Origin of the sequence: Streptomyces sp. NPDC017936, assembly GCF_044328485.1 — a bacterium.
Classification (GTDB): Bacteria; Actinomycetota; Actinomycetes; order Streptomycetales; family Streptomycetaceae; genus Streptomyces.
On the sequence record NZ_JBIRHK010000017.1, the window covers coordinates 40,318 to 61,236 of the forward strand.

20 protein-coding genes and 5 pseudogenes are annotated in these 20,919 nt (G+C 71.0%); 11 read left to right on the forward strand and 14 right to left on the reverse strand.

The window, feature by feature from the left end:
- The first annotated feature begins 748 nt into the window (after positions 1–748).
- The gene (locus ACH4F6_RS30270) at positions 749–1,033 is read left to right on the forward strand and encodes an alpha-amylase (RefSeq protein ID WP_397963545.1); all 285 of its coding nucleotides are present in this window, start codon (positions 749–751) and stop codon (positions 1,031–1,033) included.
- Positions 1,034–1,194: 161 nt separating this feature from the next.
- Here the strand turns inward: ACH4F6_RS30270 and ACH4F6_RS30275 are convergent, their stop codons facing one another.
- The 3 genes and pseudogenes from ACH4F6_RS30275 to ACH4F6_RS30285 form a co-directional block, all read right to left on the reverse strand.
- Positions 1,195–1,449 carry a hypothetical protein gene (locus tag ACH4F6_RS30275; protein ID WP_397963546.1) on the reverse strand — a complete coding sequence of 85 codons (255 nt, stop codon included), beginning with the start codon at positions 1,447–1,449 and terminating at the stop codon, positions 1,195–1,197.
- A gap of 114 nt (positions 1,450–1,563) precedes the next feature.
- Positions 1,564–2,418: a phosphotransferase gene (locus ACH4F6_RS30280; RefSeq protein ID WP_397963547.1), complete on the reverse strand. Its 855-nt coding sequence runs from the start codon at positions 2,416–2,418 to the stop codon at positions 1,564–1,566.
- A gap of 239 nt (positions 2,419–2,657) precedes the next feature.
- Positions 2,658–2,909 (reverse strand): annotated as a pseudogene (locus ACH4F6_RS30285) (CGNR zinc finger domain-containing protein); the annotation flags it as partial.
- Here ACH4F6_RS30285 and ACH4F6_RS30290 point away from each other — a divergent pair.
- A pseudogene (locus ACH4F6_RS30290) lies at positions 2,901–3,242 on the forward strand (MBL fold metallo-hydrolase); the annotation flags it as partial. The pseudogenes ACH4F6_RS30285 and ACH4F6_RS30290 overlap by 9 nt on opposite strands.
- 1,351 nt (positions 3,243–4,593) lie before the next feature.
- Here the strand turns inward: ACH4F6_RS30290 and ACH4F6_RS30295 are convergent.
- Positions 4,594–4,914, reverse strand: coding sequence for a hypothetical protein (locus tag ACH4F6_RS30295; RefSeq protein WP_397963548.1), 321 nt, complete (start codon positions 4,912–4,914; stop codon positions 4,594–4,596).
- A gap of 256 nt (positions 4,915–5,170) precedes the next feature.
- Positions 5,171–5,554: pseudogene (gene tpg / locus ACH4F6_RS30300) on the reverse strand (telomere-protecting terminal protein Tpg); the annotation flags it as partial.
- Between the two features lie 129 nt (positions 5,555–5,683).
- On the opposite strand from tpg, the gene ACH4F6_RS30305 reads away from it, so the two are divergent.
- Entirely contained in the window at positions 5,684–5,827 is a 144-nt protein-coding gene (locus tag ACH4F6_RS30305; RefSeq protein WP_397963704.1) for a hypothetical protein, read from the forward strand.
- Positions 5,828–6,262: 435 nt separating this feature from the next.
- Here the strand turns inward: ACH4F6_RS30305 and ACH4F6_RS30310 are convergent, their stop codons facing one another.
- Entirely contained in the window at positions 6,263–8,809 is a 2,547-nt protein-coding gene (locus ACH4F6_RS30310; protein WP_397963549.1) for a hypothetical protein, read from the reverse strand.
- A gap of 121 nt (positions 8,810–8,930) precedes the next feature.
- On the opposite strand from ACH4F6_RS30310, the gene ACH4F6_RS30315 reads away from it, so the two are divergent.
- Positions 8,931–9,218: a helix-turn-helix domain-containing protein gene (locus ACH4F6_RS30315; protein ID WP_397963550.1), complete on the forward strand. Its 288-nt coding sequence runs from the start codon at positions 8,931–8,933 to the stop codon at positions 9,216–9,218.
- Between the two features lie 82 nt (positions 9,219–9,300).
- On the opposite strand, the gene ACH4F6_RS30320 is transcribed toward ACH4F6_RS30315, so the two are convergent.
- Positions 9,301–9,624 carry a hypothetical protein gene (locus ACH4F6_RS30320; protein WP_397963551.1) on the reverse strand — a complete coding sequence of 108 codons (324 nt, stop codon included), beginning with the start codon at positions 9,622–9,624 and terminating at the stop codon, positions 9,301–9,303.
- A gap of 152 nt (positions 9,625–9,776) precedes the next feature.
- On the opposite strand from ACH4F6_RS30320, the pseudogene ACH4F6_RS30325 reads away from it, so the two are divergent.
- A pseudogene (locus ACH4F6_RS30325) lies at positions 9,777–9,980 on the forward strand (IS256 family transposase); the annotation flags it as partial.
- A 73-nt stretch (positions 9,981–10,053) separates the two neighbouring features.
- On the opposite strand, the gene ACH4F6_RS30330 reads toward ACH4F6_RS30325, so the two are convergent.
- Together ACH4F6_RS30330 and ACH4F6_RS30335 are read right to left on the reverse strand one after the other, a co-directional pair.
- Positions 10,054–11,295: an Ig-like domain-containing protein gene (locus tag ACH4F6_RS30330; RefSeq protein ID WP_397963552.1), complete on the reverse strand. Its 1,242-nt coding sequence runs from the start codon at positions 11,293–11,295 to the stop codon at positions 10,054–10,056.
- Positions 11,296–12,216: 921 nt separating this feature from the next.
- Positions 12,217–12,621 carry a type II toxin-antitoxin system PemK/MazF family toxin gene (locus tag ACH4F6_RS30335; RefSeq protein ID WP_397963553.1) on the reverse strand — a complete coding sequence of 135 codons (405 nt, stop codon included), beginning with the start codon at positions 12,619–12,621 and terminating at the stop codon, positions 12,217–12,219.
- Positions 12,622–12,833: 212 nt separating this feature from the next.
- Between ACH4F6_RS30335 and ACH4F6_RS30340 the strand changes: the two are divergent.
- A pseudogene (locus ACH4F6_RS30340) lies at positions 12,834–13,365 on the forward strand (IS701 family transposase); the annotation flags it as partial.
- A 109-nt stretch (positions 13,366–13,474) separates the two neighbouring features.
- Entirely contained in the window at positions 13,475–13,762 is a 288-nt protein-coding gene (locus tag ACH4F6_RS30345) for an ANTAR domain-containing protein (RefSeq protein ID WP_397963694.1), read from the forward strand.
- Between the two features lie 130 nt (positions 13,763–13,892).
- Here ACH4F6_RS30345 and ACH4F6_RS30350 read toward each other — a convergent pair whose 3' ends face one another.
- The 3 genes from ACH4F6_RS30350 to ACH4F6_RS30360 all read right to left on the reverse strand — a co-directional run bounded on the left by ACH4F6_RS30350 (position 13,893) and on the right by ACH4F6_RS30360 (position 15,669).
- Positions 13,893–14,621, reverse strand: coding sequence for a DUF6766 family protein (locus tag ACH4F6_RS30350; RefSeq protein ID WP_397963554.1), 729 nt, complete (start codon positions 14,619–14,621; stop codon positions 13,893–13,895).
- Between the two features lie 87 nt (positions 14,622–14,708).
- Positions 14,709–15,122: a hypothetical protein gene (locus tag ACH4F6_RS30355; RefSeq protein WP_397963555.1), complete on the reverse strand. Its 414-nt coding sequence runs from the start codon at positions 15,120–15,122 to the stop codon at positions 14,709–14,711.
- A gap of 301 nt (positions 15,123–15,423) precedes the next feature.
- A complete protein-coding gene (locus tag ACH4F6_RS30360; RefSeq protein ID WP_397963556.1) occupies positions 15,424–15,669 on the reverse strand; it encodes a DUF5133 domain-containing protein in 246 nt (81 codons plus the stop codon).
- A 668-nt stretch (positions 15,670–16,337) separates the two neighbouring features.
- Here ACH4F6_RS30360 and ACH4F6_RS30365 point away from each other — a divergent pair.
- The 3 genes from ACH4F6_RS30365 (at position 16,338) to ACH4F6_RS30375 (ending at position 17,931) form a co-directional block, all read left to right on the forward strand.
- Positions 16,338–16,727: a hypothetical protein gene (locus ACH4F6_RS30365; protein ID WP_397963557.1), complete on the forward strand. Its 390-nt coding sequence runs from the start codon at positions 16,338–16,340 to the stop codon at positions 16,725–16,727.
- Positions 16,728–16,881: 154 nt separating this feature from the next.
- On the forward strand, positions 16,882–17,241 hold the full coding sequence (locus tag ACH4F6_RS30370; RefSeq protein ID WP_397963558.1) for a four-helix bundle copper-binding protein: 360 nt from the start codon (positions 16,882–16,884) through the stop codon (positions 17,239–17,241).
- Between the two features lie 312 nt (positions 17,242–17,553).
- A complete protein-coding gene (locus ACH4F6_RS30375) occupies positions 17,554–17,931 on the forward strand; it encodes a DUF1330 domain-containing protein (protein ID WP_397963559.1) in 378 nt (125 codons plus the stop codon).
- 39 nt (positions 17,932–17,970) lie between these two features.
- Here the strand turns inward: ACH4F6_RS30375 and ACH4F6_RS30380 are convergent, their stop codons facing one another.
- Entirely contained in the window at positions 17,971–18,393 is a 423-nt protein-coding gene (locus tag ACH4F6_RS30380) for a hypothetical protein (RefSeq protein WP_397963560.1), read from the reverse strand.
- 163 nt (positions 18,394–18,556) lie between these two features.
- A complete protein-coding gene (locus tag ACH4F6_RS30385; RefSeq protein ID WP_397963561.1) occupies positions 18,557–19,015 on the reverse strand; it encodes an ATP-binding cassette domain-containing protein in 459 nt (152 codons plus the stop codon).
- Positions 19,016–19,582: 567 nt separating this feature from the next.
- Between ACH4F6_RS30385 and ACH4F6_RS30390 the strand changes: the two genes are divergently transcribed.
- The gene (locus ACH4F6_RS30390) at positions 19,583–20,905 is read left to right on the forward strand and encodes a tryptophan 2,3-dioxygenase (protein WP_397963562.1); all 1,323 of its coding nucleotides are present in this window, start codon (positions 19,583–19,585) and stop codon (positions 20,903–20,905) included.
- The last annotated feature ends 14 nt before the right edge of the window (positions 20,906–20,919 follow it).

A 20,919-nucleotide genomic window follows, 5' to 3' on the forward strand; every position in this document is an offset into this window, starting at 1 on the left:
AAAGACCGCGGCAACGTACACGGACGAAGCGCCGGGCCCGCACGCCCTCCACCCGCTATCCCCCGGCCGGTGGGCGCAGATCACCCCGCGACCCCAGGATCCGGCCCACCCTTCCCACACCGGTGATGCCGGGATCCGCCGGGCACGGGAGACCTCGGCCGTCACCGACGCGCTGCGCCACGAGGCCTTCCGCGAGTCCCTCGCCGCCACCCACACCGGAGAGAAGAACAAGCGCGGCACCCCCTGGCAGCGGGCCGGTCGCAAGGCAGAGGATCCCGGCCGCCGGAGGCCCGGACGCGGCCCGGGCCCTCGCGGTGCCGGTGCCGCGCCCCGACGGCGGGTGAACGCACGGAAAGAACCGGACCGATGCGTCACCGAAGTCCTTGCAGGACCCGGCAGGCCCTTGCCCGCCCACAAGGCCGCGACCTGCGGATCATCACGCCTGTCCTCCTGGTGTACACGAAACGGTTGAACGGTCACCCCGACCGTTCCACTGTCCGCGCCGCGTTCGCACAGGTCACGTGAGCGCGGGCATGAAACTGCCCCCTGACCGGAAGCACGGACACCGTGTTGCGCCCGACCACTCCCCCTGAAAGCTTTCGGCTGTTGAACGCATCGCTCCCTCACAGGGGCCTGTGTGTTCAGGAAATGACACACTCTCAGGGAAAGAAAGCGACCAGTCATGCGCATGCAAATCTTTCGTCGATGGGCCGGTGCGGGTACAGGAGGGGCGCTCCTCCTGCCGCTCATGGCGGCCGGCCCGGCCTCCGCCGCGTTCCCGGCCACGGAGCCGGCCCCCTCCTGTCTCGCCGTGCACGAGAGCTGGCGGTACACACAGGCCGAGAACGCCTGCGCCGAAACGATGACCGTGAAGGTCGTCTACCAGGACGGCGCCGAGGGACCGTGCCACACCGTGCAACCCGGTGCCATCACCACCATCGGCGAGGGATACCTCGGCCGGCACGGGCACGTGCACCACGTCGCCGTCTGCGCCGCGCCCGCCACGGCCGCCGGTGCCGCGTCCGCGGAATGAGCCCCGTCCCGGCACCCGGCCCGCACTCGCTGTCACCATCACCGTCACCGTCGCCGTCGCCGTCGCCGGACAGGACGGCGTCATGACGGCTGATGACACGCCTCTTCCTGAACCTGCGACCCCTGCGCCCGATCTCGAGAACGACTTCACCGCTCCACGGCTCAGAACGGACCGCCGGGCCGATCACCACCTGCCGCACCGGCCCCCTCCACCCGCACCACCTCATGGGGCACCGGTTCGCCTGCCGGCACCGCACCGCTTCCTCCCCTTTCCTCGCCCCCTTCGGTGCCGGGCCAGCCGACGCCGCACCCCGCCCGGAGACCCTCATGTCTGCGGTCCGGCAGATATTCGAACAACTCGACCTCACCGACGACGAGCGCGAAGCCCTCATGGCCCGCGCAGAACGCCTCACCCACACACCCACTTCTGCCGGCCCGACACCCAAGGAGCTGGACATTGAACGCGCCTTCATCACTCTGACCGACCTGCACAGAAAGCCTCCCCGGCCCGGACCGACTACCGCCACGCGCTCACTGCAGTGCACCTTCCAAAGCACCCTGGTGATCGGAAACCCACTGACAGGCCCTCTGGACTTCCCTCACCACCCCGCCATCACGAAGCCGGACCATGGCGACGTCTCCCGCATCAGCCTCAGTCTCGATGCCCCGCCAACACCTGTCCTGCCACCACAAGACCGTGGGCACAAGACGTTGCCGGTCCGACAACTCGTAGCTGTCAGCGATCAGCCTCATGCGCCGGGCCGCCTCCCCGACATCGGCCACGGCGGGGCCGAGACCGAGGTACTGCCAGCAGACATGAGCGACGTCATGGATCCGGGCGCCCGGCGCCGCAAGGTCCCAGTCGATGAACGCCACCGGCCGAAGCGCGCCACTGACCAGCCGATAGACCGTGTTCTTGGGCGACAGGTCGTTGTGACAAACGACCTCGTGGTCTCCAGCCAGTGGGGTGCCGGCCGTCAGATCGTGGAACTCGCGCACCAGCCGGGCGACCGCCACCAGACTCTCGTCCGCCGACACGGCAGCAGGCTGCCGCGGCTCCCACGCCACGTGCCCATCAAGGTAACTGAGCACTTCACGACCCGTGTCGTCCGCACCGAGATATCGCGGAGCTCCGTCCCAGCCACCGGTTTCGAACAGCCTCAGCAGATCACCCACGAACTTCGTGCGCGCAGAGGCCGGACGGCGCACCGTGTCCCCGACACGCACCACAGCATTGACGAAACCCCCCGGCAAGGACGACTCAGGCATCCCTCCACCCTGCCCGATCGTCACCTCGCATTCTCGACAGCTTGCCGCCTCCCCGTCTCCATAGACGCGCTGCCGGCCCACCTCATGCGTTCCACCGAACGCGTCGGCGTCGGCCACCCCTCCCTCGCCTGATCCCTCTCCCCCCGGCCGGAAGGGGCCCACTGGTCCGTGTCCAGGCCCCGCTCCATGTCCGTCTGGAGACCACGCATGACGGCCCAGCCGCGTCCGACGGGCGCATCGCTGACCGCGTCCGCACCGGCCGGTCAGCTCTGCCTCCGCGCCGGCGGTGCGCCGCCGAAAGAGATCGCGGGCGGATGTGCTCGGTCTCCGCCCTCGCGACGAAGACGTGAAACGCGTCAGGTACCGCTGCGGCGGGCGTAGGCGCGGGCGGCGCGGGCGCGGTCGCCACACCGGGTGGAGCACCAGTGCCGCCGGCCGTGGGTGCGCAGGAGGAACCGGTCGCAGGGGGCGGAGCCGCAGGCGGCGAGGAGACCCGCGTCCGGGCCGGTGAGCAGGTCGGCGGCGTCGGCGGCGAGGGTGGCCAGTGCGTGGCTGACGGCCTGGTCGGTGGGGTGTGCCTGGATGCGGCGCGGTCCTCGGGCTTCGTCCTGACCGGGGAAGGCCTGCCCACGGTCTACGTCAGTGGCGACAACGCCTCCCTCGACGCCGTCAAGGAGATCGCCGAGCGCTTCGCCCCGGTCGACACCGCCGTCCTGTTCGCCGGCGCACCCCGTTTCCCCATGATCTTCGACGGCGAGTTGATCGTCCTGGACAGCGCCCAGGCCGCCGAGGCCACCCGGATCCTCGACGCCCGCCGCGTCGTCCCGGTCCACCACGACAGCTGGGCCCACTTCACCGAGGGCCGCGAGGACCTGGAGGCCGCCTTCACCGCCGCCGGCCTCGCCGACCGCCTGGACCAGGACTGGACGCAGCGCGCCTGAGCCCGAACCACCGCCCCAAAAACCGAGACCTCGTGCCGGTCGGGACCCCCAAACGCGCCGGGCCCCGACCCCGGCAATGACCCCCGCGGCGCCCCGGCGCCCCGGCGCCCCACCAGGACGACCGAAAAGGACCTGATCACGGGTCCAAAAGCCGTCTGCTCGCCGCCCCGCCCCCGGCACCGTCCTCCCGGGCGACGGCCCCGATACGGACCTGCGGGAAAGACAAGTACGCCGCACGCTGCAGCAGCCGCCCCGCCAAGCCGTCCGCCTCGCCGCCCAGCACCACCCGACCGGTGCCCTTTCTCACCGCCCTCGAGGAGGGACGCTGCTCATGATGACGACCACCCAGCGCCTCCTCGACCTGGCTGCGGCCGCCCCGGCCACCGACGCGGCGGGGATCTCCCGAACCTGCTGCGCGAAGGCAACGTCCTGCACCACCAGAGCCTGCAGAAGACGCACCAGGCGACCGCGGCCCGCTTGCAGCGGCTGTCCATCGCTGGTCTTGCGGCCGCAGCCGACACGGCCGAAGTCCCCTACGACGCCTCACGGGACCGCGAGGCGACGGTGCCGCTTCTCGCCCCGGCCGAATGAGACATGCCCCCGCCGCCCTGGCCCACTCCACCAGGGTGCAAGACGCCGCCCGCCGAGGGATCAGCCTCCTTTCCGAGGAGTGCCGTCTCATCCAGGATCTCTCCCCCCGGCAGACGGTGGGTATGCGGCCCCCGGCATCCGGCACAGGCGGACCGGGCACACCAGCGGGCCGATCGGATGACGCCCACGCCATACCGGGTGGAACGCCCCGGAATCGAGAACATCCCGTCGCATAGCGCGAATCCGACTCACCCGGCCCACGTCACCCCGGCCACTTCGAAAAGACGACCAAGCCGTGGCCCACGACCCCACCACGCGATGCACCAGTCACCGACACCCGAAGACATCACCACCACACAGACAGGCTGATACCTGGGGGCGGGCTCGGGCCGGCCTGCGGCCACTCTGAGCAGTGAGCGTCTGGCGGTGAAGCTGATCGAGTACGCGCGGCCGCATCAGTACGAGGCCCGACCCGTCGGCCGGCTGACTTTGCCGGTGGACAGGCGAGCGCGCCCCGGACCGTGTCTGAGCCGAAGCACGACAGGTGTCACCTGCGGCACCGGCTGACCTGCGGCTTCGACCGGGCGAAGCACGACGGTCGTCACCGGGGCGGCGCGCTGTCTGTCACCAGCAGCGCGCGACGCAAGATCGGTGTCACCGGCTCCGGCGCTCCGCCCATCGCCTGAGCTGCCCAGCGTCCCCGGCGGACAGAGGCTGTGTCAGAACCCGTGCGCCAGGCCGCGACGGACGCTTCAACCGGTCACAGACCGGCGACGTCCCCGGCCTTCTTGAGCACGGAGTCGAGCGCGTCCACCACGGCGTTGTGCTGCCTCGCGCGTGCCGCCCGGTCGGCCGGCACCAGCCGCGCGGCGGCCTGCACGGCGTAGGCGTCCGGGTCGCCGAAGGCAGCCCGCGGATGCTCTCCCGTATCCGCACAGTGGGCCGTGACATCCTTGACCGCCTGAAGCACGACCGCCCGGTCCACGCCCGGCTGCATGGCCAGCCGCACCTGGAAACGCGCCATCCACTTCTCGCGGTCCTTCTCCCTCGCCGCGTCCGTCCTCTGGTCCTTCTTCGTCACGTGCTCTCCCGGGTGATCGGCAGTCGTCCGTCATGGAGTTGGACGCCGGGTCGTCGAAATGGGTTGCAGAAGCGAGAACCTGATGAGTCTCAAGTGGCTGCCGAGGAGCCGCACCACGGGACAGCGCTCTACCGACCGGTCCACTGATGCAGAACGTCACAGATCACGGGTTCGGGCACAGCTTCCAGCCTCGCGTGCCCTGTCCGGAAGTCCTGGTGACAACAGTCTGCCTTGGTGACAACTATCGTGCTTCGGCTCAGTAGCGGTCCGGCGCGCGCGCCGTGTGCGGTGGCGGCTGCAGCTCGCACTCCAGGTGTTCGATGTCGGTGAAGCGGACCTCCTCCAGGCTTCCGGCGCGGCGGCCGCCGTCCGGGGACTACACCTCGCGCGGCGCGTCGGCGGCGACCTGCTGGAGCTGCTGCTCGCCGACGCCGGCTTCCTGGGCGTCGGCGAGGCGAGCCGCATGCTGCGGGGGCAGGACGACGGTCAGGTGCCGGACGCGGTCCTCGTCCGTCGACCCGATCGGCGCGGTGCAGCCGAGGCGGGCGCGGGCGTCGATGACGATGCCGCCGGTGGTGGTCGCCTTCTGCCGGGCCTTGGCGCGGATCTGCGCTTGCCACCGCTTCTTCATCTCGCTCTCCGATTGCCCCTCTGGCCCAGGACGGTGTGCCGTTCGGGACCGGAGGCCGCTCGTCGAACCCCCTGGTGAACGTGTCGAGTTCTCGGCGCCAGCCCGGCGTCGTGCCGGACCGGACCGGAGGAGTTCCTCGTGAAGTTCTGTTTCCCGCGGCTCGCCCGCGCCCTGCACGCGGTCCGTGATCACCCCGCAACCTCGACCGTCCTGCACGTCGTCCTCACCGCCGCTGCAGACAGCGCGGTCCGCGCTGCGGCCGACCTCCTGACGCACCGATGACGCCGGCGAGCAGACGATGACGACCAGAGACCGTCTGGTCGCCGGATTCCAGAGGGAGCGGCCGGTCATGGACACGCCGCTCGTCGAGCGGCCATCCCGCTTCGGGACGACAACCGGCTGCGCGAGTCCGAAGAGGCTCGCCAGTCCGCCGTCGCGGAGGCTTCGATCACGGACACCGACGAGCATGCCCGCCAGACCGAACTCGCCGCCGACTGCGGCGACACCACCGTCACCTGCCTCCCCGCCGGGTAGGCGACGGCACGCACACCGGCCCGGCCGCCGGAACGACGGCCGGGCCGGCTGTGGTCACGGGTTCCGCCAGCGATTGTCCAACGGCTCGCACCGGGGCAGCTGGGTCCGGCGCGGCGTGTGCCGGGGCGCACGCCATGGCACAGCTCAGGGTCGTCCGGGCGGTCTCCGGCCAGGTCACGGACTTCAGGTGCGCACTACGAAGTAGAGCCAGCCGCCCCACGTGCTCACGTTGCTGAGGTCGTTCGTGGAGCGCTCGTACTTGGGGCGGACGCGGAACTTCTGGTTGAGCGCGTTGGTGAGGCTGAGCTGTGCCTTCGCGCTGCTCGTCGACGACAGGGCGTAGCAGCCCGACGTGGTGAGCGTGTGCCAGGCGCCGCTGTAGTACTGCTGGACGTGGAAGCGCTCGCACTGGCCGGACTTGTTGGGCGTGACGGTCGCGGTCACCGTGGGCTTCACCGTCTTGTGGAAGACGCGGTAGGTGATCCCGCTGTACGAGGTGCTTGTGTAGGAGCCGCCGAGCGCTGTCGCGATCTTCACGTAGCCGTTGACGGCGCGGGTGGCCGTCGCGGGGGCGTAGCGGTAGTCGCCCGTGAAGGACGCGGTGAAGGTGGTGTTGCGGGTGACCTTGTAGGTGGTCCTCAAGTTGCCGTAGGTGTCCACAGTGCCCGTGGTGACCAGGGTCTTCGCCCCGCCGTAGGGCGTGGCGTAGATCGACACCGTGCGGCCGTTGTACGTGGTGCCCAAGTGCGCGGTGACGGTAGCCGTCACGCCGTACGCGTACGAGGGCGCGCTGCTGGTGAGGGTCAGGGCGGTCGACGCGCGGGACACCTGGACGGTGGCGACCGCGGTGGCCGCCTTGTGGGAGGTGTCACCCGGGTAGGTCACCGTGTAGGTGTTGGCGCCGCCGGTGTCGGGGGTGTCCTTCACCGTGATGGTGCCGTCGGCGGCCACCGGCGTGGTCCAGGTCACCGGGGTGCTGTGGGCGGCGTCCTTGCGGGAGACGGTGACTGTCCGGCCGGTGGCGTACGGGCCGCCACTGAGCTTGCCGCCGAAGGACAGGGCTGCCCCTCGGACGGCGGTCGCCGGGGCGCTCAGCGTCAGCGCCGGGGCGTACGGGGCGACCACGATGCTCGTGCCGCTCTCGGACGACTGGTGGGTGGCGTCCCCGGCGTATGTGAGGACGTACGTGAACGAGCCGGCGGCGCCCGGGGCGTCGGTGACGGTGAACCGGAGGGTGGCCGGGTCCACGGGTACGGATCCCAGGGGCACGGTCTGCTGGGTGGCCTCGTCGCGCCGGGCCACCTGGACGGTGGTGCCTTGCGGGAAGGCGCCCAGGCCCAGCTGGGCCATGAGGCGGCCGGTGATGACGACCGAGCCGGGGTTCGCCGAGGTGATGTCGGTGCCCACGACATCGGTCGGCAGCTTCGCCACGTTCACGGTCAGCGAGGCCGTCGCGGGGCGGTGGGCGGCGTCACCGGCGTACGCCACCTGGTAGGTGTACGTGCCCTCGTCCTGCCGGAGGTCGGTGAACGTGAACGTGCCGTCCGCGCCGAGTGTGGTGTCGGGCAGGGCGGTGCCGTCCCTGGTGACCTTCAGCGCGGCGCCGGCCGGCAGGAAGCCGCGGGTGCTCAGTGAGCCACCGACCGTGTACCGCTCGGTCGGTACCGCGTACTGCGGGTGCCGCAGGGCGAGTTCGGTGTCCGTCAGCTTCGGGGCGCCCAGCACGTTCAGGCTGTAGGCACCCGAGGAGTCCTTGGTGACGGCGTAGAGGGTCGTGCCGTCGGCGCCCCACTCCAGGCCGTCCGGGGCGACCGTGCCGAACGGCAAGGTGAGGTGGTTCTCGGCGAGGGCGTTCGTGCCGGCGTAGAGGTAGACGCCGGAGGTGCCGGCGACGGCAACCGTGCCGTCGGTGTCGACGGCCACCGAGCCGGGCGCGGAACCGGAGCCGCCGGTGAAGTACGCGGCGGGGTCCGCGGCCGCGAGGTCCGTGCTGCGGTACGCCCGCAGGGCGAGCTGCTGCGGGGCGGCCAGCAGCACCCGCGTGCCGTCGCCGGTGACGGCGAGCCCGGTCGCCGTGCCGCCGTAGACCAGGGTGTCCGCCTTGACCGACGCCGTACCCGAAGCGACGCCGAAGGTCGCCACGTGACTGAGGCTGCCCTGCGGTTCCTCGGCCACGAGCACATCGCCACCCGTGGCGAGCAATGGTGCGGTCGTCCACTGCGACAAGGCCGGCTGCGGGATCGCTGCCGGCGCAGGCGCGGACGGGTCGACCGAGCCGATGCCGCCCCTGCCGTCGGACGTGTAGCCGTACCAGACGCGGCCGCCCGCCACCGCGACGGAGACCGGGGAACTGCCGGCGCCGGTGGACCAGCGGGCGGTCTCGGTGAGCGTCGCGGTGTCGATCGCGGCGATCGCGCCGCCGTCCGCCAGCGCCGCGTACAGCGTGCCGCCGTCGGGCGACAGCGCCAGACCGGTGGCGCCCTGCTCCCCCGCCACAGTGGCGACCGGGGTGCCCGACAGATCGGTCACCACGATGCCGGTCGAGCCGGCGCCCTGGCTGACGAAGACGTGCTGGTGGGCGGGGTCGACCACCAGGTGCGCGTAACCGGACAGCGCCAACGCGGCCGCGTCGTCGGCGTACGCCGCAGAGCCGGCCGGTCCGACGGTGGCGGCGGTCAGGCCGGTGACGAGCGAGAAGGGCACGACCAGGAAGGCCTGTCTGAGGCGCATGTGGCTCCTGTGAGAAAAAATGGAACAAACAGCTGGACGATAGCCCGCCGGCCCCACACGCCCGGAAGCAGGGGCCCGCCACGGGCGGGCAGTCCGCGCGGCACCTTCCGTCGGAGCGCCGGTGCCGCGGCGACATCCGCCGGGTAGCCCTTGGTCTGGAGTTCCTCGTACAGGATCTTTGCGTTGTCTACTGGCCATCCCGAAGTACGTCGGCCTGCCCGTCTCCGCCGTGGCGGCCCGGTGCGGCTTCGCCGGCCCCAGCCACTTCACCCGCCGCTTCCGTGCGGCCTACGGAGTCACCCCCCGAGAATGGCGTCGCCTGCACCACCAGGACTCCGCACGCACCGTACCGACGTCGGCAGGTCCCGTCACACCGGCCGGCGGCCGCCCCGCCGATGCGGACCGATGACCTGCTCCCTGGTGCCGGTCCGTGGCCATCACACCGGGGAGCAGGAGCTGTGTGCGGGTGGGGGTGTCGGCGAGTTCACCGGTCAGGGTCCGGGTGAAGGCGACGGTCGCGGCCTTCCCTGGCGCTCGGACCGGGAGCGCGCGGCGTGGCCGCGTGCGGCCGGATCGCGGTGCCGGCGCAGCACGGTGTCCGGACGCACCACCAGCCGTATCCTGCGCGGCACCTGCGAGGGCGGGCGGTGCAGCGACGCCGCCAGGAACGCGCGACCGTTCGGGGAGGACCGGACCTTCTCGCCACCGAGTCGGCGCTCCAGCACCGTGATCCGATGCCGCAGGGCGAGGATCTCCGTGTCCTTGTCCCGGTCGCTCATGGGCAGCGGGCGCAGCACGGCGAACGTGTCCGTCACGGTCGGGTAAGCCGGTCGCAGCAGCGTGACCAGCCATCATGCCGGGGTGATCGCCAGTCCCGCGAGAGCACCGGTTCCAGCGTCCGTGCTCGAGAACCCGCGCGTCTCGCACACCGGCTCCCGCCTCGGCGGATGAGGTTTTCGGCAAGGGCACGGTCAGCGCGCGGATCCGGCGAGCGGTCAACGCCCGCGGGCGCTTCCCCGACGAGCAGGCCGCCCTGAAGTGCGTCTATGCGGCGTTCATGTCGCTCGATCCCACCGGCAGGGGACAGGCCCGCTGGACCGTGCGCTGGAAGACCGCGCTGAACGCCTTCGGCATCACCTTCGACGGCCGGCCCTCAGCAGCCCGCCAGTAACCCGACCACCCTGGTCGTACCGTGCGTTTGACAGGCTCCGACCCCGACCGGCCGCGTGGAGAGGGGCGTGGTGTCAGGGCGTCGTGCCGCCCGTGGCCCACTCGCTCCATGCCATGTTCCAATCGCTGAGGCCGTTGTCCGGGGCCAGCGTGGTCTTGTCCTCGGAGTTCTTGACGATCACGACGTCACCGATGATCGAGTGGTCGAAGAACCAGGCGGCGGACTGCGTGCCGTCGCCGCCGCCCTTGACATCGTTCAAGGCTACGCAGCCGTGGCTGGTGTTGGCCTTGCCGAAGACCGAGTCGGCAGCCCAGTAGTTGCCGTGGATGAACGTGCCCGAGTCGGTCAGGCGCATGGCGTGCGGTACGTCCTTGATGTCGTACGAGGGCGTGCCGTCCTTCTCCGTGAGGCCGACGCTCGCAGCGTTCATGTGGATCTGCCGGAACTTCTCGGAGATCACCATCTGGCCGTTGTACGTCGGGTGCTCGGGACTGCCTGACGAGATCGGGATGGTCTTGATCGTCTTGCCGTCCCGCACGACGGTCATCTGCTTCGTCCGTGCGTCGACGGTGCTGATCTGGCTCCGCCCGATCTTGAACGTGACCGTCTTCTGGATGCCTTGGCGGTTGAGCGTGACGGTGACGGTGGAGCCGGGCCTCCAGTAGTTCTCGGGGCGGAAGTCCAGACGGTGGTCGTTGAACCAGTGACCGAGGACCCGCTGGCCGCTGCTGGAGCTGACCTGGATCTCGGACTGCACGGCGGCCTTGTCGCTGATCGCCCGGTCGAAGTCGACCGTCACCGGCATGCCGACGCCGACGGTCGAGCCGTCCTCGGGAAAGACGTGCCCGATGAAGTCGTTGGCCGGGGAGACCGTGGTGATCGTGGCGTTACCGGTGACGGAGCGGCCCTTGGTGTCCTCGGCTTCTGCGGCGATCTGGTACTTGGTGGCACGCTCGAGCCGGCCGTTCGGCTTCCAGGAGGTGCTGTCCGCGGACAGTGTGCCCGGGATCTCGGCACCGGTCGCGACGGCGGTCATGGTCACCTCGGTGAGCTTGCCGTGGCTGACGGTGACACGGACCGGGCCGTTGATCTCGACGTTGTGGGCACCTTGCCCGGGCGTGATCTCTATTCGGGCGTCGGAGGCTTCCTGGGCGGCCGCCTGATTTGCCGGCGTCTGCGAATTCGGGGGGCTCCCGGCCTCGTTGCCGCCGGTGGCGGCGTTGCTTGTACCGCCGAGGGCAGTGACTGCGAGTGCACCGCCGAGTACGACGGCCGCAGCCGCCAGCCCGGTGTGCCGTTTACGGGGGGTGATCAAGCGCTTCTCCCTGCTACTGGTCTTTGCGTGCCTGCACCGATCGCCAAAAGAGGGCAACCAGCCTTGAAACTACTTATAGACCCACCTATGTCCATAAATGGGTAAATTGTGCTGAAGGCCACGTGCTGTCGAGCCGGACGCCGAGGTTTCGGACCCGAACGGCTGCCAGGCGCTGTTCGCCGCCGGCTTGCGTGCGACCCGCGCCACCAGGCGCCGCACCCACACCCGCTGCACGCTCCCTTCGAGTAGCGGTGCGGTGGTCCATGAGCCGCGCAGCAGGTTCTGCGGTGACTCGGCGACGAGGGAGCGGAGGGCTCGAGCTGCTGTGGTCCCGGCCCGCGGGCACGTATGCCGGCCCGGATGTCGACCACGCGTGAGAGCGGTACCGCCGATGTGTGGCGAACACGATGGCGGGAACCGGTTGCTTCACTTCTCTTCGCCGCCTCGCCGACCCAAGCCGCTCCCTCTGGCGCTGCCGCGTGCACGTCGGCGAACTGGAGATCCCTGGACGGGACGGTGGCATACCTGACCCAGGACGGAGTCGTGCTGCACCAAGCGGGTCCGTATGGCGACTGCACACCTGGCTACAGCCTCACCAAGCAGACAAAGGTCGTCTACGACTGCTACACGGAGAACTTGTACGGGAACACGTGGACACACGTCACCGCGTACTACAGCAATCTGGTGCTCAAGGGTTGGATCTGGGACGAGAAGCTCCCGGGCCATGGCAGTAGCGTGAAGTGCCCGAACTAGACCAGCATCGGACGCGCAACCCGAGGGCGGAACGTCAGTGCCGGGGCTCTGATACCGCAACGGTGCTCAGTACTCCAGCCGTAGATCGTGATCTTGTTGCTGGAGTGCGGTGGAGAGGGGGCCGCGGTCGGTCGTCGACGAGATCGAGCTGGGCGGCACAGGCGTCCGCTACTCGAGTCCTTCGAGACGGCGGGCATCTTTGATCTCGTGGAACCTGGCAGCCGTCATCGGGGTCCACTCCCTCCTCCGTCCAGCGGCACGGAGGGCTTCTCCAACCTCGCTGAGCTTCACGGAGGACAACACGCCCGCCCGCTCGATCAGGTCCTCCCGGGCCACGGTGGTCAGCCATGTGCACGGAGTGAAGCCTGGACGCGGGAACGCGAACCGCAGCACGCCTTCGAAGGGCAGTCCTTCCGGGGCTCCTACGGCCACTTCAACGCCCAGGCCGCTGATGTCGACGCCCGCTGGCGCAACGACCTGCATCGCCTGAAACCCGGATGACTCCTCGTCCGAGAGCAGCACGACCGGGCGTCGCTCGTCGAAGTCGACCCACCAGACTTCACCGCGTTGCATGTGTCCTCCTGGCACGAGACGGCGGGCGAACGCTGCGTGCCCCGTGCGGGACACGGAAGGGATGCGGCCCCGTCTTCGCACGTCGTGACCGAGGGGCGGTGAAGACGGGCGCGGCCACCGTTGATCATCGGTGTGTGAAGACTGAAGATCATGCGGTGGCCGCGAGTCACAGCGTAGACCCTGCCCGCCGGCAGGAGGCGTTCGAGGTCCTGATGTCCCGGACGGCGGGCCGGTTCGCGCGGGTCGAACCCCGGCGTCGGGTGCGGGACTTGGTGCTGGGGCCGCTGTCGGACCTGCCGCGCAGGAACTGCTGGAGCATCGCCGAGTGGGCCGGGCAGGCCAGTCCGCATGATCGGCCGGTTCCTTGACGCCGGGCACCGTGTGGGCTGGGTCGCGGGCGATGAGGTCTACGGCGGCAACCCCGAGCTGCGGGCCGCGCTGGAAGAGCGCCGGGTCGGCTGCGTGCTCGCCGTTGCCTGCTCGGCCGAAGTCACCGCGGGCGCGGGGAAGTTCCGTGCGGAGGCCCTGGCCGTGAAGGTGCCGAGGCGGGCCTGGCTGAAGCTGTCGGCAGGGGCCGGCGGCAAGGGGCACCGCTTCCACGACTGGGCCGTCATCGACCTGGTCGAACCCCGCCTCGGCAGCCACCGACTGCTGATCCGCCGCAACCGCACCACCGGTGAACGGGCTTACTACCGTTGCTGGTCGCCGCGGGTCAGTGTGGCTCGGCGGCCGAGTGCCCGATGGTGCTGTCCGGGTTCGTCCTGGGTGGGCTGACGGCTACGCGTCCCTCCGGTTCGGAGTGGCCTCCCGGGTGAGTCCGCGGCTCATCAGGTCGATCATCGCAACGCGGATCATGCTTCGGAGCGGTGCGGGGTGGTACAGACAGCTCAAGCAAGCCCTCGCCTCACACGCCGTGGTCGACCAGGGCATCGGCGTTCTGACCGTCCTGGGCCGGACAGAGCCGTGCCAGGGGTTCACGGTGCTGCGAGAGATCTCCCAGCACACCACCGTCAAACTCTCCGCCGGTCGCGGAACAGTTCCTCAAGCACGCCCGGGGGGCGCTGCCCGACCTCCTGCTGGGGGAACTGCGCGCGGCCTGGCCCGCCATGGCGCCGGCCCGTTGCCCGCACCGGTTGGCTGAGCGCCTGCCACCGACGCCGGCTGAACACCGCCGTACGGCCGACGGTCCCACCGGGCGCCGGCCGGGGTTCGCCTTCGCAGGCGTGCGGCGCCTGACGGGCGAGCCCGTGGCAAGGTCGCCACAGGGGCGTTCAGCCCTCCACGCCGGTGGCGGAGTGCGGCGCGCCAACAGGCTTGGACTCCGGTGATCCACGCTGCCTCAGGTAGATCGCAAGGATGGCCATCGAGGCGACCGCCAGCAGCTCGGACTGCCAGTTCTGCAAAGTGCGGCTCCAGAAATCCGCGGAAGACAGGTACTCGGTCCAGCCGACGGGAGACTGCAGCTGACGCAGCTGTTGCTCGTTGTAGGCGGCGACGCCCGCGACGGACTGGGCCAACCAGGACAGCAGGAAGATACTGCCCATGACCAAGCCGAGCGAGCGGGAGTAGACCACTTGGCGCCAGCCCCTGTCTGCGGCCCAGCGCGGGGAGTCGTCATGGGCATGCTCGCCGACCATCTGGTCCTCGTCGGACTCGGTACCGGACCTGTCGAGTTCCTCGGATTCCGGAGAGCCCCGTTGCAGCAGGTAGACGGTGGCAAAGATGTAGAGGAAGAACTGCAGGTACTCCGACTGCCAGTTCTCGGCGACATCGACGGCGAAATCCGATGTGGTGAGGTAGGCGCCGAAGCTCAGGGGTGCCATGCCATCGGTTTTGAGCTGGTTGTTGAACTCCGCATGACCTGCTGCCGCCTGGCCTGCCAGGCAGATCAGGAACGCCGTCATGAAAAGCAGGCCCAGGCTGTTGTGGCGCAGGAACCGCCGTATGCGGCGCCCGGCCGAAGTCGTGTCCTGCTCGGGGACCGGCGCCGTACTGCTCATCGACGCATCAACCCCAAGGCCATGAAATATGACAAACCGGCTGCTATCACCAAGACCGTCCCCGTGAACAGCGTTCTCACGGCCCTCTCACCCGCCCTTGATCTCGCACCGGTACGGCTGTTCAGGACGTGGCCGGCATCCGGCCGCGGTCACCTTCCAGCCCGTGGGAAACCTCGCCAAGAAGACGGTGTCGTGCTCCAGGACCACCCGGGCCTGGCCGCCGTACACGTCCACACCCCGCACCGCCCCGGCCAGTGGCAGCTTCTGCTTGCCTACTGCCTGCTCGCATCGGCTTCCGGCCGACTGCTCCAGTTCCTCCCTGGTGGAGGGCGCGAGGGCGGCACACAAAGACGCGTGCCGCCCGGCCTGCAGCGCGCTCTCGAACCGGGTGACATCCTCGGTGACACGATCACGCCGCTCAGACGCCGCTCCGCACGAGGTGAGGACGGCAACCGCCATCACGCCCGCAGCGACACCCGAGCCGTACCGCCGCCTCGGCATCCTGCCTCCTTCGTGCCCCCGGGGCCGATCGAGTCACCCGGTTGATCGTGCGCAGAGCGTGTACCCGCCCACAGGGCGCGCATCCGACCACTCCCCGACAGCGGAGGAACGGGCCGACCGCCGACCGGGCCACCCCGACCCTCGAAACGTACGCAGCAGGCCGACCCAGCGGCACGGCCTCCCCGAACAGGCCGGCCGGCGCCGCTCCCACGGCCCGGCAGGGCGAAGCCACCGATGCGAGACCGAGAAACCCTGCCGCGTACCGTCGCCTGACGGAGTGGCGAGCAGGGGGAACGCCGCCTTACGCGGCCAGCGTCCCGTCCTTCGGGGAGATGCTCACGCAGTCCGCCCCGTACTGCTCGAGCAGTGCGTCTGCCGCGAGCAGGGCCTGCTCGGCGGTACGAGCTCCGGTCATCACACACAGCGCGTACGTGGAGTCCTCGAGATCCCGGCTGGTGCGGCCGGTGGGGCGCACGTCGTGTTCGATGCGTGCCTGAGCGAACCGGGCCAGCACAGCCCGCAGTTCCTTCTCCGCCGGAAGAATCATGATGGTACCTCTCCCCAGAACCCGTCCCACGGGACAGCCGGCCGCACCACGAGGAACTCGGCTGTTCCCTGGCCTCCAACCGCCGCGGCTCACTGCCGAGCAACGTCCAGCAGGCCTTCGAATGCCCCGCACCGAGAGGTCCATGCCCGTGCTCACTGAAGCTCCTGCACATCGTCGAGCCGTCTGCGGTAGCGGTCTGCGGGTTCGGATCGTGTGGGACAGGTGGCGCGGGCCTCGCGGGCCACGAACCGTTCGGACAGCGGACGATGCCCTTCTTGATCACGCCTTCAGCGGTTCGTCGGGCAGCGCGGTTCCGGGTGCGCCGGTCGCGTCCCGTGTGGAGCAGCACATGGGTGTACAGGGCGTTGTCGACGCGGTCGCCGCCGCGGTCGGGGTGGGGGCGGTTGGTGTGTCCGGGCGAGGCCGGGACCGGTGCGGCTTCGCAGAGGTGGGCGAAGGCGGCTTCCGAACGGGGCAGGCCGGGGCTGTCGTCCACGCCGGCCGGCGGCCGACCGTGCGGTGGGGGGCCTGCGAGCGGTCCTGACGGCGGTACCGCGCAGTGGTCGCAGAGCCCTGGCCGGTGGACAGGGACGGGAGCCGTGCGCCGGACCGGGTACTCGGCCGTGGAACGGGACACAGGGGGGCATCGGCTTGCGGAGGTGCCAGCCATGCGCATTGCACTGCTCAGAGCACTCGGAGCGGCGACGTGCGCGTACGGGGTCGCCGCCGCATACCGGCCGGGCCTGCTGGCCCGTCCCCTGGGTCTTGTCCATCCGCACGGCGCCCTGGTGGTACGTCCCATGGCGTGGCGGGACGCCGCCACCGGCCTGGCGATGCTCGTCGCTCCCGAGGGCCCGGCTCTGGCCACGGCGACCGCCGTGCGCATCGCCTCCGATGTGGGTGACGCCCTTCTGTTCGGCGCCGCCCTTCCCGGCCGGGTCCGCCGTGTGGGAGCCGCCGTCAGCGCTCTGGGCTGGGCCGCCTTGGGGGTCGCAGGACTGACCGGGAGCCGCCGCACCGTCGAGGACCGGTCGAGCGGGTGCCACGGGCCGCGCTGACCGCGCCGGCCGGACGGGTGCCGTCCTGGCTGACGGGTGCCGTCCTGGCCCTCCGCCCGTACGGCCTCCCGGCCTCCCGGCCGCCCGGCCGCCCGCGGAACTGCCCGCTTCCGTTCCGGCCACGTTTGCCGGACAGGTCGGCGTCCGGGCCGGGATGGACGAGAACGCGGCCGGGCGCTGCCCTCCGACGTCCGCTGCCCGCTGTGCCCAGGCGTGCACCGCGTGCGCGGACGCCTGCATGTCGGAGGACATGGTCCACGAGCTGACCAAGTGCATCCGCACCAACGCCGACTGCGCGGACATCTGCAACGCCACCGGCGCCGCGCTCTCCCGCCACACCGGCTACGACGCCGACGTCGCCCGGGCGATCCCCCAGGCGTGCGCCACCGTCTGCGAGGCCTGCAGCGACGAGTGCGCGAGCCACGCCGACCAGCACGAACACCGCCGTGTCTGCGCCGAGGCGTGCCGCCGCTGCGAACAGGCATGCAACGACCTGATCACCTCCCTGGGCTGACAGCCGGAGACTCGACTCCCGTCCCGTCGACCGGCCAAGGCCCTGCGACCACTGCGCGATACCTCCGCCACCGGGACCTGCCGGTGGCGGAGGCCCGCTACGGGCCTCACCCACCCCTCTCCTTCAGAACCGTCAAGGCCGCTCGCGGGCCCTCCGCGGGCACGACAGGTCGCGGCGGTCCCGGCACAGGGGACACCCCGAAAGGCGGACCGACCAGACGGTATGCAAAGGGGTGCGTCACCCCTAGGCTTCTGCCTGACACCTCGCCCCTGCCGGAACCAGCACGCCGCCCCCGACGAAAAGGAGGAGCCCATGGCCGTCGACCCTCGGGGAGCCGATCTCGCACGGTTGATGGCGGAGGATCCCGGTGGTCCCGTCGTCATGCTCAACCTGCTGCGCTTCGCTCCCGACGGCCGCGCCTCCTATGAGGAGTACTCGCGACGGGCAGCCACCTTCCTGAAGCGGTACGGAGGCGAACTGCTCTACGCCGGCGACGGCGGCACTCCCCTGGTCGCCGAGGACGGGCAGGCCTGGGACGCGGTGCTGCTCGTCCGCTACCCCGATCGCGCGGCGTTCAGCCGCATGGTGGCCGACCCCGAGTACCAGGAGATCACCGGCCTGCGCTCCCGGGCTTTGGCCGAGGCCGTGCTCCAGCCGACCAGCCCCTGGCCCTCCGGTCGCGACCGGTGATCACGAGGTCCGTGCCGTGTCCACGCCCTGCGGGCCCGATCACCGGTAGCGGGGCTTGACGCCCATCGGCTCCTGGTCGCGGTCGTCGTCCGGCTCCGGCGGTGCGGCGGCCTGGCGTCGGGCGGCTTCCTGCCGGGCGACGTCGTTGGCGTGGCACGGCCCGCACGCGGACAGGTCGCCGGCCTTCCATGCGCCACCGTGCGCGGTGGTCTCCTCCCCTCGTTCGTCGGTGAACTTCGCCCCGCACCGCTCGCGCACCGAGCGTCGGGCCTCCCGCCCAGCCGCCCGGCGGCGTTCGTCCTCCGCGTCGGCCTGCACGGCCTGTCGGTGGTCGCGGGCCGTGATGCCTCGGTGGTAGCTGTCGTAGCGGCGGGGTGCCCAGTAGCGGCGGCCAGTGCTCTCCGGCACGGCAACCGTGTTGGCGACCTTGGCGGCCGTGGCGGCCGCGAACACGAACGCCACTCGCCACCAGCTGCGACGACACCGCCGTCGCCTGCACGCCCGCGGCACAGACGTCCGCTCACGCCTGGCCCGGCCGGTGAGACGACGGCCGGGCCAGGCCGGCTCAGGACAGCAACCGCGTCAGCCAGACACCGTCGGCTCGCCCGCGCGTGGGCCTGTCGGCTCATTGTCCGGGCGGCACGAAGGCGTCGTAGCCGCCGGCGTCGTCCAGTGCGGTGAGCGTGCCGTGGAAGACGACATTGCGGCGGTACAGAATGATCGCGTCCGTGCAGACGCCGCGGACGTCCTCCGCCATGAGCTGAGTGGACAGCAGGACGCAGGACGTACGGCCCGGCTCGCGCACCAGGGCGTGGAAGCGGGCTCGCCGCCCCACGTCCAGGCCGACCGTCGGCTCGTCGAGGAACAGCAGCTGGGGCGAGTTGATGACGGCTTGGGCGATGCCGACGCGCTGTTTCTCCCCGCCCGAGAGCCGGCCCAGCCGTTGCCCGAGCCGGTCGCCCGGCCCGACCGCTCGCGCGGCCCACTCCACCGCCGCCGGGATCTCGTCGTGGGGCATCTCCCGCAACCAGGCCGCGTACACGAGGAACTCACGGACGGTGTAGCCGCGGAACAGGCCGAACACCTCCGGGTGAAGCCGGGCATCACGGTGACCGTCGCGGTCAGCGCGGCAGCGATGATGCCCGGCCGGTACTCGGCGCGCGGCCTGGCGGCGCGCCCGCGGGCCCGTGGTCGCTGTCACCGGTCGTCCCCGGCGTCCAGGGACCGCCGGGCGGGACTGTGAGCCCGCCGGACCCGTCCGAACACGACGTCGGCGAAGTGGCTGCCGAAGCGGATCGTGTCGGGCTCCTCCAGCTCGGCGACGGGACGGTGACGGTGGTCGGCGGGCTGGGCGGGATCATGGTCGTAGACGCAGGATCATGCCGTGCGAGGGCAGCAATGACCTCCTCTCCGGGCACCGGAGAACGCGGCCCGTCACGTGGTTCCGTGACCGGTAAACGGTGACTGTCCCGAACCCCCGGGCGGATGGAGGATCGGTGACGCACAGGAGATCGCCGCCGGGCCCCCGAGGAGGCCCCCGGCTCTCCGGCTGTCACCGCCTGCCTCCTTGAGAGAGGGGCCCGCCCATGCCCACTCCCCCTTCCCTTCCCGTCCCCGCCCGTCGGCGGACCGTCCCCGAGGGGACCGGACGATGAACGCGGTGCCCATCACGGCGCCCCCGCCGACGGACTCGCTCGCCGACACGATGCGCGCGCTCGACGCCTGGCAGCGCACCGCCGAGCCGCGCGTCTTCCCCTACCTCACGCTCCTGGGCCACCTGCGCGCCGTCGGCAAGCACTTCCTGACCGGGGATCTGCTCGACCGGCTGGCCGCGGTCAGGGAAACGCTGCCCCGCGTCGCTTCCCCGGGCTCCTTGCCGCGTGGCGGGGCCGCCTCGACGGCGCAGCCCTCGGCCCGGTTCCTGCGGACGTTCCTCGACGTCGTCCTGGACAAGCACGACGGCTGCTACGACTACCCCAGTTACACCGCCCTGCCCCTGCTCGCCCGGCCCGCGCCCGGCCCCTGGCACGAGGTCCGCCGGGTGCGGGACGAGACGCTGCTGCTCCTCCTGGCCGACCTGGTGCGCTTCGAGCAGCGGGCCCTGGGCGACGATCCCGTCGCCCCGCACGGCATGCCGCCCCGGGCCGACCTCGTGGCGAAGCGCATCCGGCTGGCCGTCCGCGTCATGGAGCCGGCGGCGCTGCGGATCCTGCCGCCCGGGATCGTCGACCCGTCCGCGGTGGCGGCCGTGCCCGGCCGCACGCCGGGCGTGCCGCTGGCCCGCGCCGTGCTGCGCACGGCCACCGCCCACGACGAGCTGGTGCTCTCGGCCAGCATGCAGCCGGTCTACGTGCTGCACGACGAGTACCTGTTCCTGCGGACCCTGCAGTCCTTCGAGACGACGTTCTCCTTCATGTCGGGCTCGCTGGCCGCGGCCGTGCGGTGCCTCGGCGAGGACCGCTCCGAGCAGGCCGCCACGCTGATCGACGCGGTCGCCGGCGTCCTCAAGGAGTCCCTGCCGCTGTTCTCGCTGCTCGCCACCATGCGCCCGGAGGCCTTCCGCACGTTCCGCGAGTTCACCGAGGGCGCCAGCGCCATCCAGTCCGCGGCCTACAAGACCTTCGAGTCCCTGTGCTCCACCCCGGCCGCCGCCCGCCTGGACTCGCCCGCCTTCACCTCCGTGCCCGCCGTGCGCGCCCGCGTCCTGGACGGGCGGCCCACCGTGCAGGACACCTGGCGCGACCTCGCGGCCGCGCACCGGCTGGCACCGGAGGCGGACGCGGCGCTGGACACGGCCGCCGCCCGGCTGGAGGCGGTGCACCAGCGGTGGAAGCAGACGCACTACCGCCTGGCCGTGCGGATGCTCGGCGAGCGCACCGGCACCGGCTACACCCAGGGCGTGCCGTACCTCGCCTCGGTCCTGGACAACCGTCTCTTCCCCGCCGCCGACCGCGACAGCGTCCTGGTCGGCTGACCCTCTCCCCCGAA